Annotated in this window: 13 protein-coding genes; all 13 read right to left on the bottom strand. The window is 60.7% G+C overall.

Annotated elements, in window-relative coordinates; all coding sequences use genetic code 11:
• Positions 1-253 precede the first annotated feature (253 nt).
• The 13 genes from AC24GY_RS16735 to AC24GY_RS16795 all read right to left on the bottom strand — a co-directional run bounded on the left by AC24GY_RS16735 (position 254) and on the right by AC24GY_RS16795 (position 13,163).
• The gene (locus tag AC24GY_RS16735) at positions 254-508 is read right to left on the bottom strand and encodes a hypothetical protein (protein ID WP_487685379.1); all 255 of its coding nucleotides are present in this window, start codon (positions 506-508) and stop codon (positions 254-256) included.
• Between the two features lie 15 nt (positions 509-523).
• Positions 524-820 carry a hypothetical protein gene (locus AC24GY_RS16740; protein WP_487685382.1) on the bottom strand — a complete coding sequence of 99 codons (297 nt, stop codon included), beginning with the start codon at positions 818-820 and terminating at the stop codon, positions 524-526.
• 82 nt (positions 821-902) lie between these two features.
• Entirely contained in the window at positions 903-1,655 is a 753-nt protein-coding gene (locus AC24GY_RS16745; protein WP_487685387.1) for a PRC-barrel domain containing protein, read from the bottom strand.
• A 340-nt stretch (positions 1,656-1,995) separates the two neighbouring features.
• Positions 1,996-3,750, bottom strand: a complete 1,755-nt coding sequence (locus AC24GY_RS16750) for a PAS domain-containing sensor histidine kinase (protein WP_487685390.1) — start codon at positions 3,748-3,750, stop codon at positions 1,996-1,998.
• Positions 3,747-6,461, bottom strand: coding sequence for a chemotaxis protein CheB (locus AC24GY_RS16755; RefSeq protein ID WP_487685393.1), 2,715 nt, complete (start codon positions 6,459-6,461; stop codon positions 3,747-3,749). Before AC24GY_RS16755 ends, AC24GY_RS16750 begins: the two co-directional genes overlap by 4 nt.
• A gap of 164 nt (positions 6,462-6,625) precedes the next feature.
• Positions 6,626-7,069, bottom strand: a complete 444-nt coding sequence (locus tag AC24GY_RS16760) for a DUF2383 domain-containing protein (protein WP_487685396.1) — start codon at positions 7,067-7,069, stop codon at positions 6,626-6,628.
• A gap of 177 nt (positions 7,070-7,246) precedes the next feature.
• Positions 7,247-7,774: a DUF4142 domain-containing protein gene (locus AC24GY_RS16765; RefSeq protein WP_487685399.1), complete on the bottom strand. Its 528-nt coding sequence runs from the start codon at positions 7,772-7,774 to the stop codon at positions 7,247-7,249.
• A 205-nt stretch (positions 7,775-7,979) separates the two neighbouring features.
• On the bottom strand, positions 7,980-8,711 hold the full coding sequence (locus AC24GY_RS16770; protein ID WP_487685402.1) for a hypothetical protein: 732 nt from the start codon (positions 8,709-8,711) through the stop codon (positions 7,980-7,982).
• A 345-nt stretch (positions 8,712-9,056) separates the two neighbouring features.
• Positions 9,057-9,629 carry a ferritin-like domain-containing protein gene (locus tag AC24GY_RS16775; RefSeq protein ID WP_487685405.1) on the bottom strand — a complete coding sequence of 191 codons (573 nt, stop codon included), beginning with the start codon at positions 9,627-9,629 and terminating at the stop codon, positions 9,057-9,059.
• Positions 9,630-9,708: 79 nt separating this feature from the next.
• On the bottom strand, positions 9,709-10,251 hold the full coding sequence (locus tag AC24GY_RS16780) for a DUF3341 domain-containing protein (RefSeq protein ID WP_487685408.1): 543 nt from the start codon (positions 10,249-10,251) through the stop codon (positions 9,709-9,711).
• Between the two features lie 62 nt (positions 10,252-10,313).
• Positions 10,314-11,189, bottom strand: a complete 876-nt coding sequence (locus AC24GY_RS16785; protein ID WP_487685410.1) for a DUF4142 domain-containing protein — start codon at positions 11,187-11,189, stop codon at positions 10,314-10,316.
• Between the two features lie 100 nt (positions 11,190-11,289).
• Positions 11,290-12,630: a sensor histidine kinase gene (locus AC24GY_RS16790; RefSeq protein WP_487685413.1), complete on the bottom strand. Its 1,341-nt coding sequence runs from the start codon at positions 12,628-12,630 to the stop codon at positions 11,290-11,292.
• The gene (locus AC24GY_RS16795) at positions 12,624-13,163 is read right to left on the bottom strand and encodes an RsbRD N-terminal domain-containing protein (RefSeq protein WP_487685416.1); all 540 of its coding nucleotides are present in this window, start codon (positions 13,161-13,163) and stop codon (positions 12,624-12,626) included. The genes AC24GY_RS16790 and AC24GY_RS16795 overlap by 7 nt, the downstream gene beginning before the upstream one ends.
• Positions 13,164-13,175 lie beyond the last annotated feature (12 nt).

Here is a 13,175-nt window from a genome sequence, read left to right on the forward strand (position 1 = left end):
GTCGCCAAGCGGCAGCCCTTAACCCGGGCTCGTCGGCCAGGAGCACGTCGCAATGGCGCTCGACCAGACGGCCCCGGCACGCGAGATCATTCACGGCACACCTGCGGAATGAACAGAGGCGCATGTGCTTCCTTACAGTTCCCTCGTGGCGGAACTGACCGCAGCTTCACCCCCCCTCGAAGCAAACCCTAATGACCCGCCAGACTTGGTCCGTCTGGCGGGTTAACTCTCAGCATGGCATCGCAGCCCAACCTCAGGCCTTCTTCTTCCCCGCAGCTTTCTTGGCAGCCTTCTTAGCCGCATTTTTCGCCGCCTTCTTCCCATGCTTCAGCTCGCTCAGATCCACACCATTCGCAGTTTCAGCCTCGATGGCACGCTGCTCGCCAAACAACAGCGGACGCATCTCACCGCTCGCACTCAGTGTCTGACCCACGGCCAGACTGAGCGCCCGCGCACCGTGCGGCTTGAGGTGCACGAAGTCCCCCGTGTCCAGCACCGCACCGTTCACCTCGCCATGCAGCGCTTAGTTCAGCTGCTGCACCTTCCCCTTCACCTCGGTCTTCGGTGAGAGCTTCACTGTCTTTCCGCCCACCTTGATCCCCTTGAGGTGGAAGACCGGATGCGCCGCCTCGTCATGCTCATGCAAGGCATCCGCCTTGAGGCTCACCTTGCCGCCAGCCTTCAGCGTGGCAGCCAGCACGACCGCTTCATCCGGCTCAAAGTTCACCTGAACCGCCCCTTTCTTTGTGAGGATGATCAGGGCTTCATAACCTCCCTTGGGACTAAAATTGAAATGAGCGAGTGTTCCTTCGATGTTCATAGAAGCTGGGCTAATGGATGAAGACATCCATCACAAGCAATTGCGGCCCAGGCAGGGAAACACCCCATATTGCCACGCCTCCTCAGTTCGGATCACCCTCATTGCGCCACGCCGCCATCGCCTGCGCATCTGTGGGCGCATGCTGCATTCGTGTCAGCATCTCCCCTTCCCTGTATTCCGGCGAATGCTGGATCTCATCCCGCGTGAGGTTCACCGAGATGTTCGACTCTCCCCAGTTCACGCCTTCGATCGACTTCGGAGAAATCAAAAACCGTTTTCCCGGCAGCCAGTAGCGTGTGCTCACCACCACATGCGCGATCTCCCAGGTCTCATCATCCACGATGAAATCCTGCACATGCCCGATCTCGCCGTCCGTCGCCTTCACGTCGTAGTCCGTGACCTCAAACGTGCTGCGAAGGTGCGGATCCCAGGCCCACTTGCCGTCCACGGCGGAGTTCCACAGATCCCGGTCCCGCATGATGCCGGGATAATTCCCCCACAGCTCCGTGCCGGCCCAGTACGTCGGCCAGCCATGGTGGCCGTAGTAGTCCTCCTCATACTGGCGGGACACAGGCTTGTCACTGTCCAGAGAGGGGCTTTCCTCGATCTGCTGCTTCGTCAGGTTCACGGCGATTTGCTCCCTGTCCGCCCTCACGCCCACCAGGGCATGCGGAGAGATCAGCACCTGCCTGCCCGTCAGCCAGCTCCCCGTGTCCGCCACCAGGTAGCGCACCGTCCAGAAGCGGTCATCAAAGTAGAATTCGCGGACCTTCCCCATGGCGCCGTCCAGGCCTTCCAGTGAGTATCCCTTGAGTGTGGTGGCGGAAATGAGCATGGTCTTGGATAATGGCGTTGAGGATGTGAAAATCAACGCATCCTGCCTGCCCCGCAACCCCTTCGAAATGGGGTGAAACCCCACCTGCACCTTCACGCCTCCACGCTCCGCTATACCACACCTGCGCTCAGCGCTGCCCATGCTCCGGTTTGTTCAAAGCGGCGCTCAGACGCTGCGTCAAAGCGCACCTGCGTGCCGTTCTCCAAAGAAAAGTCTGTCACCACGCCCCGCATACCAGCATCCAGCATCCAGCATCCAGCATCCAGCATCCAGCATCCAGCATCCAGCATCCAGCATCCAGCATCCAGCATCCAGCATCCAGCATCCAGCATCCAGCCCCTCACTCCCCCTTCTTCACACGCCTCGCCCGGCTCACTTCATTCCCCACCGGCACCACCGCACGGATCGTCGTCCCCTTGCCGCGCTTCGACACGATGCTGAACACGCCGTTGACCATCTCCACGCGTTCGCGCATCCCGGTCAGGCCGAGGCGGCGGCTCCACTGCGGGGAGGAGAGCAGGTCCACGTCAAAGGACTTGCCATCATCCGTGATCTCCAGGCACACACCACCGCGCGCAAGATGCAGCGTCACGCCCACATGGTGCGCCTGCGCATGCTTGCCCACGTTGATCAGCGCCTCCTGCGCCACGCGGTAGAGCACCGTGCGCTTGTCGTTGTCCAGCGCCTCCACATCCGGCGATGCGGTGAATTTGATCTCCCGCCCTTTGTGCTTGGGGATTTCATCAATGTAGGTGCGCAGCGTCGGGATCAGCCCCAGCTGGTCCAGCATCGCAGGGCGCAGCTCGCGCGCATAGTCGTGGATGATGCGCACGGACTGCGCCACCAGCTCACGCACCGGAGCCATGGCCTTCTCATCGACCCCCGCCGTGCGCGTGAAGACCGCCAGCCGCACATTGATGCCGATCAGCACCTGGCTGATTTTATCATGCAGCTCATGGCTGATGTCCTTGCGCTGATTTTCCAGGGCGAGGAGGCGCTGGTGGGAGGCCTCGCGCAGCTTTTTCTGCAGCTGGCGTGACTGGTTCAGCAGGTCATGGGCATGCTGCTCGCTCATCTTCAGCGCGGCCTCCACCGCCTCACGGCGGATGATCTCCAGCTTAAGCTTCGCGTTGGAGGCGGCCAGCACTTCCATGCGGCGCTGGGTTTCCTCCGCACGTTTGCGCTCCGTGATGTTGTTGAAAAAGCACACCACGCGGTGGTCGCCGGACGGCAGCGTCACGCGCTGGATCTGCCACTCATACGCCTCCTTCACATGGGTGTCCTTGCGCCGCTCCACAAACTCGGGCGACTGATACGGCTCCCCCGTCTTCAGCGTGTGCCGGAAGCGCCTCTCCGCGGCGTCCGCCACGCGCTTCGGCCACAGCAGGCGGATCACCTCCGCAAAGCAGCGCCCGATCAGCGGCTCGATGTTGCTGAACAAAGGCATCGCCCGGGGATTCACCTGCACCATGCGCATCTGGTCATCCACCACATACACGCCGATGGGCGCCTGACTCAGCAGCGCGGAAAAGAGCGCCTCATTGCGGCGCAGGATGTCCTCCACCTTTGTGCGCGCCGTGATGTCCACCATCACAACGTGGCATTCATGCTCGTTGCTCAGGCGCTTGGCCGCTATGTTCACGATCATCGGCGGCTGGTCCTGGCGCAGCAGCTCAAAGTCGGCGGAGTGCCGCGCATCGTCTTTAAAGACTTGCGAGAGGAAGACATTGAATTCCCGGCGCACTCTGGCCTCCAGCAGCGCGCCAAAGCGCTGGCCCAGCAGGTGTGACCGCTGCACGCCCACGATGGTGGTTCCGGTGAGATTCACCTGGCTGATGGTGCCGTCCGTGCTCAGCGTGAAATATCCCACGGGTGCGAAGTCATAGAGGTTCGTGTACATCTCCAGTCCCGCATCCACCGCCGCCTTCGTGACCTTGAGCTCCTCGTTTTGCAGCTCCAGCTCGATCTGGTGAATCTGCAGCTCCTGCAGCGCGCACTGCGCATCCACTGCATTGGAGGCACGCTTGGTTTTGACAGGCATTTCCCGCAGCCGGCCTTCAGCACGGCGGCGCAGGTCGATGGCTCGTTGTTTCATGATTTGGATTTCCTTTGCGGGGCGGCCGCCCGGCGGCCCTTGGGTTTGCCGAGAGCTTTGTCCAGCGCGCGGCTCTGCTCCGCCGCATGCTGCGTCAGCCGGCGGTGTTGCTCGCGCAGTTCGGCCTCGATTTTCTTCGCTGCGGTGATGTCCGCAAAGGTGATGACCACACCGTCGATGCGGTTGTCCACCGTGCGGTAGGGCATGATGCGCACCGTGAACCAGCGCCCGTCCTGCGTGGCGATGGAGCGCTCGCTGAAGACCAGCGTGCGCAGCACCTCGTGCGCGTCCTTGACCAGCTCGGGATAGAGCAGGTCGGACGCCAGGTCCGTGATGGGACGCCCCACGTCGCTGGGGATGAATTTGATGATCGTCTTCGCCTGCAGCGTGAAGCGCCGCACATGCAGCTCGTTGTCCAGAAACACCGTCGCGATGTCCGTGCTGTTGAGCAGGTTCTTCATGTCGTTGTTCGTGCCGGAGAGCTCGTCCAGCTTCGCCTGCAGCTCCGCATTCACCGTCTGCAGCTCTTCATTGAGAGACTGCATCTCCTCCTTCGAAGTCATGAGCTCCTCGTTCGTGGACTGCAGCTCCTCATTGGTCGATTGCAGCTCCTCGTTCATGGACTTCAGCTCCTCCTGGGAGGTCTGCATCTCCTCGCGCCCCGCCTGCACTTCATCACGCGCATGCTTCAGCTCGTTTTGCAGCTCGCGCTGCCGGGCGCTGCTGCTGGCCTTGCCTTTGGAAAGGTCAGGCCGCAGCTCGGCAGGGACCACGGTTTCAGTAAACACGATGAGCAGCATGCCCGCGAGCTCCTTCGGCTCTTCAATGGCCTGCACCATGATGTCCACCGCGCGCGTGTCCGCCGAGGGGCCGATTTTGATGCCCCGCACGTTGACGCTGCCTTTTTTGCGGATGACCTTTTGCATCGCGTTGGAGAGCTCCGTGCGAAGGCCGTCATGCGCCATGGCGATGACGTTCCAGTTGGCCTTGCCGGCGGCGGGCTCCAAAAATTTTCCCGTCTTGCCGCTGATGTAGAGGATGTCTCCATGCTCGTTCACCAGCACGGCGGGCGGTGCGTAGCGCTGCTGCAGCATCTGGTCCGCGACCGCCTGCAAACTCGGCGCCGGAACTCGCGATGCGACCTGCGATTCCTGGCGGCTCGTGTGCGCCGGCATATACACGGCCGGAAAATCAAGGTGGCTGCCCTGCATGGCGGTCTCGCTGCGCTGAAACAGGCGCTCCTTCAGCGCCAGCGCGGTGAACAGGTGCGTGAAGTTTCCGATGCTTTCTGCACTGCCGAGAAACAGCACCCCGCCCGGATTCAGGCTGTAGTGAAACAATGGGAAGAGCTTCTTCTGCAGCTCCGGCGTGAGGTAAATAAGAAGGTTCCGGCAGCACAGCAGGTCCAGCTTCGTGAACGGCGGGTCCATGATCAGGTTCTGCGGGGCAAAGACCACCATGGAGCGGATCTCCTTGTTCACGCGGTAGCCGCATTCTTCCTTGATGAAAAAGCGCGCCAGCCGCGCAGGCGACACATCCGCGACGATGTTCTCCGGAAACAAACCCAGGCGCGCCTTGTCGATCGCGTCCTTGTCCAGGTCCGTGGCATAGATCTGCAGCGAGATGTTGTCCGTGATCTTGAGCTGCTTCAGCGTCTCCTTGAAAATCATGGCCAGCGAGTAGGCCTCCTCACCGGTGGAGCAGCCCGCCACCCATGCGCGCAGGGTGCTGCCCGCAGGCCGGTCTTTCAGCAGCAGCGGCAGCGCCTTGGCCGCCAGCTGCTCCCACGCGGCCTTGTCGCGGAAGAAATTCGTCACGCCGATGAGCAGCTCCTTGAAGAGGATGCCCAGCTCCTGCGGATTCTCCTGCAAGTAGCGCACATAGCCGCTGATCTTGCCCACCTGATGAATCCCCATGCGCCTCTCCACGCGGCGATAGAGCGTGCTGCGCCGGTACAGCGTGAAATCATGCCCGCAGTGCGCGCGCAGCAGGATGACGATCTTCTCCAGCGCGCTCTGCACCTTTTCCTCCAGATGCAGCTCGGACTTGTCCAGATGCGGCAGATGCCTCCGGTAGGCGATGAGTTTCTCCGGCAGCTCTTCCGCCGTGGCCACGATGTCCGCCAGCCCTGCATCGATGACACTGCGCGGCATCGCATCAAACTTCGCCGTGGCAGGATCCTGCACCAGCACGATGCCCGCCTTCTCCTTGATGGCGCGCAGCCCCAGCGTGCCATCGCTGCCCATGCCGGAAAGGATGATGCCCACGCTCTGCTCCCGCTGATCCTCCGCCAGAGAGCGGAAGAAGAAGTCGATCGGCAGCCGCAGCCCGCGCATCTCCACGGGAGCCAGCAGGTGCAGCACACCCCGCAGCACGGACATGTCGCTGTTCGGGGGGATCACATACACGCAGTTCGGCTCCGCCCGGGTGCGGTCCTTTACCTGCATCACTTTCAGCTTCGTGGCACGCTGCAGCAGCTCGGGCATCATGCCCTTCTGCGTCGGGTCCAGATGCTGCACGATCACGTAAGCCATGCCGCTGTCCTTCGGCACATGGCCCAGGAACTGCACCAGCGCCTCCAAGCCGCCCGCAGATGCACCGATGCCCACGATGGGGCACTCAACGGCTTTCTTCGGCGGTGTCTTCCGTGGTGCAGGAGCGGCTTTGCGCAGGGTGCGCTTCCGCGCTGGAGGTGGGGCTGGCTTTTTCATGAATCAATCACAAGCCCTGTCTTTTGGCCTGGGTGGCGCCTGTGCCTTCAGCAGACTCCACGAACGACTGCTTGTCGAGCACGGTTAGCAGCACTGAGAATAGGAAGTCACTCATGGCGATTAAGATGTGCGCTTAATTTCCCAAGCCGTGCGTGGCAGACTTTTCACTGCCCCAGATCCCGCCTCTGTTGCAGGTCGATGAGATGATCCGAGAGAATCGGCAGCAGCGTCCGCTTGATCAGCGTCTTCGCTGCCACGGACACGTCCTCATTGGCCAGCGCGTTTTCATACTGGCTGATGACCAGTTCCTCGCCCGCCTGCAGGCATTTCAAAATGGGAGCTTCTCCCAGCAGTACCTCCGACTCATTCAGCGCCTCTTCAATGCCGGCCCACGTGCCGCCTGCGGCTGAAGGCTCCATGGCAAGATAAGAAATAAACTGGTTCAGCTCAAAAACGTTCGCCTGATGGTCGGCGCGGATTCGCTCCAGCACCGCGTCGGCGGCTTCGGGGTCGTATTTGTCAATCACCTGGCTGTAGGTCTCAACGGCGGCGTTCTCCAGCGTCAGCAGCGCGTTGCACATGTCATAGGTCGTTTCGGTGGCGCTCATGGTATGGCAGAGTGTGGTATGGGGTGGACTCGGCGGCGTGCGGTCGCAGCGCCGATAAAAAAGAGCTGTGACAGCCGGGCGGGGGGTCGCCTCAACTGCCACAGCTTGTTGCGGTTCAAGGTGCGTCAGGAAATCAGGCAAACGGATTCGCCCTGTTCCCTGCCCCTTTGGCGCAAATTACTTGCCGGCAAGTTCCTTGGCCTGGGAAAGGTGGGCCTTCAGCGTTGGGAGCATCTTTTCAGCCCATGCTTTCAGGTCGCTGTTTTTGGCATCCTTGGCGGCTTCTTCGAAGTTGCTGACGCACTTCTTGTGGGCGCTGACCATTTCGGAGAGGAATTCCTTGTCGAAATCAGCCTTGGTGGCCTTTTCCAGCTTCTGGAATTCTTCCGCATGTTTCGGGCTCATCACGGCGGAGACTTCCACGCCCTTTTCGGTGGCCAGAGCATTGAGCTCCTTGTTCGCCTGGGTGTGGTCTTTGACCAGCATTTCAGCGAAAGCCTTGACGTCGGCACGCTCGGCTTTTTGCACGCCCAGTTCGGCAATTTTCAGTTCAGCATTGCCGGCTGCGACTTCGGTTTTGACGAACTTGACGTCTGCGGCATCGAGGGTGTCCTTCGGTGCTGCATTGCTGTTGGAAGTGAAGAGCATCGCAGCGCAAAGTGCGAGGGTGGATGCGGAGAAGAGAGAGGTTGTTTTCGATTTCATGGTGGTTGTTTTTCTTGGTTTTGAGGACGCAGTTGTTGGTGTCATCAGCAGCATGCTAGAGTTCCCGCGCCGCATTCGCCATGGGGTGAAACCCGACTCTTTTTATTTTTCACCCGGGCTTTCCGTCGCATGCCGCCGCTGCACAAAAAAGCCCTGCATCCGTGTCATGGGATGCAGGGCTGAAACTCGCGCTCTGGCCGCCTTGTTACGGCTTCACTTTGCGCTCGATCGTCGTCGTGGTGGTGGAAGTTGGTGTCGCTTCAATCACAGCCGGTATCGGCAGACCCGTACCCGTGGCCGGCTGCACCTCCACCTTGCTGGCGATGAGTGTGTCCCCCACTTTGGTGTAGAACACACGCACCGGCGTGCCTGGCTTCACGGAGGAAGGCGCCACCGGATTGCCCTGCTGATCCACATAGTTCGTGGTCTGATTATTCACATACTGCACCGGCGTTGATGAAGCACCCGCCACCTTCACCACAAGAATGCCCGGACTCACCTCCGTGAGACTGCCCGCAGAGAAAGGCGCAGGAGTGGCCGGCGCAACAGGCTGCGCCACCACTCGCGTGGCGATCAGTTGGTTCCCCGAGCGGACGTAAGTCACCGTGGCGGGCATCTGGGCGTTGAATTGTTCTCTCGGGATGATGCGCCCTTCGCTGTCGAGAAACACCGTGTTCGGCCCCATCATGAAGTTGGTCGCCGTCCCATTCGGTGCAGCCAGGAGAGAGAAGCCGTCCGCGCTAAAGGTGCTGATCGTTCCACCATACGTGGTGTCCGCCGCAACGCCACCCTGCACAATCACCATGTTCGCGGCAGTGCCGGTTGGTTGCGCCCCCGCGCCTGCGCCAGTGGAAGTTTGTGCCATGCTCGCAGCCGGGCTGGCAAGAAGCAGACTGGCAATGGCAAGGATGTGACGATGGCGAAGCTGAGGTTTCATGAGGTTGAGTCGTGGGTGGTTGGATTGAATGGTAAGCATTAAGGTGTGCATGTTAACAGGCGGCCCCTTTCGTTATCCATGGGGTGAAACCCGATTCATTGGGCGCGCTGCGTGCACGCCATGGCGGGCCGCCGCCGCACAAAAAAGCCCTGCATCCGTTTGGAGGGATGCAGGGCCGATGGATGAACCAACGCAGGTGCTCAGGTGCAGCCGCGCAGCACAAAAAACAGCAGCAGCACGGGAATGGGGATGCCCAGCAGCCACAGCAGCGCCCAGCCGATTTTACCGTCTGTTGTTTTGCGCGTGATCAGTGTTTTCATGGAGTGCCTTTGTGTTTGGGTGGAATTAGGCGCTGGCTTTCTTGCTGCCCGCAGCCGCCTTTTTCGCCGCCGGTTTTTTATCAGCGGCATCGGCTTTGGCCTCGGCGTCGGACTCGTCCAGCGCTTCGTCATTGCTGCGCTCCAGTGCCAGATCAGAGAGGGCGTCGTTCGCGGCCTTCTCCTCGTCCAGGATTTCCTGCAGGATGTCCGCCGCCGCGTCATTGCCCAGTCGCACCGCCCATGCATGCAGGCAGCCATAGGAAGCGATTTCGTAATGCTCCACCTTCTGCGCGGCGGCGATCAATGCGGCGTTGATGGACGGTGAGTCGGCATATTCCTCCGCGATCTCGTCGCCCTCCTCCAGCAGGCCCACCGTGGCCTTGCAGGTTTTGCCCTTGGCTTTTTTGTCAAAGCATTCGAAGACCTGCTCGACCTTCGTCACATGGCCTTTCGTTTCCTCCAGATGCGCAAGGATGGCATCTTTCAAATGGGTGCATGTCGCGGCCTTGGCCATCTTGGGCAAAGCTTTGACCAGCCGGTGCTCGGCGTCATAGATGTCTGCGAGTTCGCCAAGAAATAGATCTTGTAGTGTTTTCATGTTCGTTGGGGGGGATGATTTTTGAAGATTAAAAAAATCCTGCGGCCAGGCTGCCCCGGCCGCAGGAAGGGGGTTCGAATTAGGCCCGGCGATCCGCCACCTCTGGCGTGGCCGATTCACTCGTGGTGCAGATGTCTTCAGCACCAGCGTGGGTGAAGATGTCCTTGGCACGGGTGATTTCGTCGTCGTTCTCCGTGTGCACGGAGATCAGGATGTTGCCTTCCTGAAGCTTGCCTTCATAGCGCTTGGCTTCGAGCTCAGGGATGCCCATACCGATCAAACCACCAGCGATGCCGCCGGCAGCCGCACCGATGGCCGCTCCGCTGAGTGCCGCCATGATTGGACCGGCTGCAATGAACGGCCCAAGGCCGGGAATGGCCAGGGCGCCAATGCCGGCGATCCAGCCCAGCGCACCGCCGATGATGCCGCCGGTGCCCGCACCGGTGACGGCGCCTTCAGGAGCCTTGGTGTTTTTCTCGTGGGCGAAGTCGTGGCTGGTTTCTTTGTCAGCAAACAGCGCCGAGATGTCGTTGTTGGAGAAGTTCGCAGCCTTGAGTTGATCAGCGATTTGATCAGCCTGGGCGCGGGAAGTGGCAATGCAGAAGACAGATTTTTTGGACATATGGGTTGGTTTTGGGGTTGGGTTTGGTTGGGTAAAAAAGGGTGTGTTTAAAAAAGGGGGGATCAGTTGCTGTCGGCTTTCACTTCCAGCTGGTTGGTCACATTCCCGGCCTTGGCCACGCGCTCGGCGATCTCACCGATGATGCGTTTTTCCTCAGCGGAGTTCACCGGGCCACGCAGCGTCACCTTGCCGCCGTTGGTGATGATCTTGACGTTCTTCGCGTTCATCGACATGTCTTTCCCACCGACGATCTCCTTGCGGATCTGCGCCGTGGTGTCGAGGTCAGGCTGGCTGTTGCCCTGGTCCAGCGGAGTCAGTGTGCGCGCATCACGGTCACGCATGTTGCGTTCGGTGTTGTCAGCATTCTTTGTTGTGCTGGTTGTGCTGCCATCCTTCGTTGTGCGGGTGGCAGGGCTGCCATTGAGCTCCTCGGCCTGGGCCAGATGAGCTTGGAGTGCTGGCAGCATTTTGGCCGCCCACGTCTTCACATCATTGTCCTGGCTGTCCTTCGCGGCGTCTTCAAAACGACCCACGCATTTCTTGTGGCCGCTCACCGCGACATCGAGAAACTCTTTGTCGAACTCAGTGCCGCTGTACTGCTCCAGCTTCTGAAACATTTCAGCATGCTTGGCATCGATCACAGCGGACAGCTCCACGCCCTTGGTGGCCGCGAGCTTCTTCAGCTCCTCATTGGCGGCGGTGTGCTCTTTGACGATCATCTCGGCAAAGGTCTTCACTTCCGGGCGGGTGGCTTTCTTCACGCCGAGTCCGGCGATCTGCACCGTCGCCATGCCGGCGGCGGCCTCATGCTTGACGAATTCCACGTCAGCGGTGTTCAGGGTGTCTTTCTCTGCTGCCACACCATGCGGTGTGAGGAGGAACATGCCGCACAAGGCGAGCGTCGTTGTTGACAGGAGTGTGTTAGTTCTGGGTTTCATGGGGGGGTTGTTTGGTTTTCCTGCGAAGTCGTGTTGGACTCGCAGGCCAAACAATTACAGGCCATTCAACTCATATGCGATGGGGTGTTACCCTACTCTTTTATTTTACACTCTTGTTATAGTGCCGTGGCAGCACCACACGAAACGTGGAGCCCGCACCCGGACTGGTCTCCAGTTCCAGGCTCGCATCCAGCAGCTCGCACAGACGTTTCACGATGGAAAGCCCCACGCCCTCTCCGGGCAGTTGACTTGCCGGAAGTGTCGCGGACTGCGCAGGCACCGTGGGTGCGTTGGCCAGATCTCCCGCCGTGCGGTCCTGGGCATGAATGTCATCCGCCGCGTGCGCGGTTTGCGTGGCTTCATAAAGCTGCCGTGCCAGCGGTGCCCCCGGACCAGCGTCCAGTCCGGGGCCGGTGTCCTGCACACAGAACATCCAGTCATTCGTTTCACTCCCCTGGCCAGGTCCCCAGATCACGGTGACGCCGCCGCTCTGCGTGTACTTGAGCGCATTGAGCAGCAGGTTTTGCAGGATGCGCTGGATCTTGGCCCGGTCGCCATGCACCCGCAGGGAGTCCGGTCCCAGCATCTTCAGATACAGTCCGCGCGCCTGCGCCAGTGGCGTGGACGTCAGGCAGAAATCCGCCAGCAGCACTCCCGCATCAAACGCCACCACCTTGCGGGTTTCCAGCCCGGCATCCAGTCGCGCCAGACTCATCAGGTCCTTGAGCATGTCATTCAGAGATGCCACGCCCTTCTGCAGCAAACTGGCAAACTCATGCCGGATCGGCTCCGTCACATTCTTGCGGTCCAGCACGTACGTCGCGCCTGACACCACGCTCAGGCTGCCCTGCAGATCATGCGTGGCTTCACGCCATGCGGCCGCACGCGCCCGGTCCAGATCATTCAGTGTGGCCAGCGCCTGCTCCAGTTCACGCACATGTCCGTTCGCCTCCGCCTGGTGCAGCCGCCAGTACTGCGTGGCGCTGTCGCTGATGCCTTCCCAGCACAGCTGCGCCCACGCGCGCCGTGCCGTCGGCAGGACGGGCGGCTCCAGATGGGGATGCGCCGGCGCATAGGCCTCCAGCTCCTCCATCACCGCCATCTGCAGCTGGCCCCACTCCTGCGTCAGCTCGCGCAGCTGGTAGCCCTGCTGCCAGCGCTGCAGACCATGCTCGATCACCTGGTCCTTTTCATTCTGCTGCGCCTGCGCGCTCTCCACCTGCGGCCACGCGCGCAGCCTCAGGGCCAGTGAATCCAGCACGCCGGGAATGTGGTCGTTGAACTGCAGCCGCGTCAATGACGACGCGATGTCCAGTTCCGCCACATTCTCCGTCGCAGTGCGCCAGCGTTGCAGGATCACCTCCCGCTGCTTTCCCAGGTGGGCCGCCAGCGTGCTCAGCTGCTCACGCGTTCTTGCCGTTGCCTTGGCAGCGGTTACCACTTGATGCGCCCCTGGTGAATTTGATCCTGCAGGCTCAGCTGAGACCACAGATACTCCTCGGTCGCATCAATCATCATCTCATCAATGAAACGATGCATCGTCGTGGAGATGAACAGCGTGGACGCCGCGCCAAACTCCGGGTGCAGGCCTTCAAACTGACGCAGGTGGTAGATCAAAATCGCGCGCAGGTGCATCAGCTCGCGCAGCATTTCAGGCAGTTCATACCCCTGCCTCAGCCGCGTCGCACCGTGCTCCTCCGCATCTTTGAGCGACTTTTCCGCCACGACATCGCTGCCGTAAAAGCGCAGCGTCTTCACCAGGTTCTCAAAAATCTCAGGCAGGTGGTTTTTGAGCGCCACCGTGTTCAGGGTTTCGCTCGCGATAATGGCGGCGTCGCCATGCACTCGCGAAAGCCATTCATTAAGGATCACCTCCTTCTGCGCGCCGAGGTAGTCGGCGAGTTGGACGTTCACACTGGCGGGAGGGCTTTCGGGCGGTGGTATCGTGGGGGCTATCATGGGGGTTTGGCTCATGTCGTGGTTGAA

The organism is Prosthecobacter sp. Pr1 (assembly GCF_057652315.1).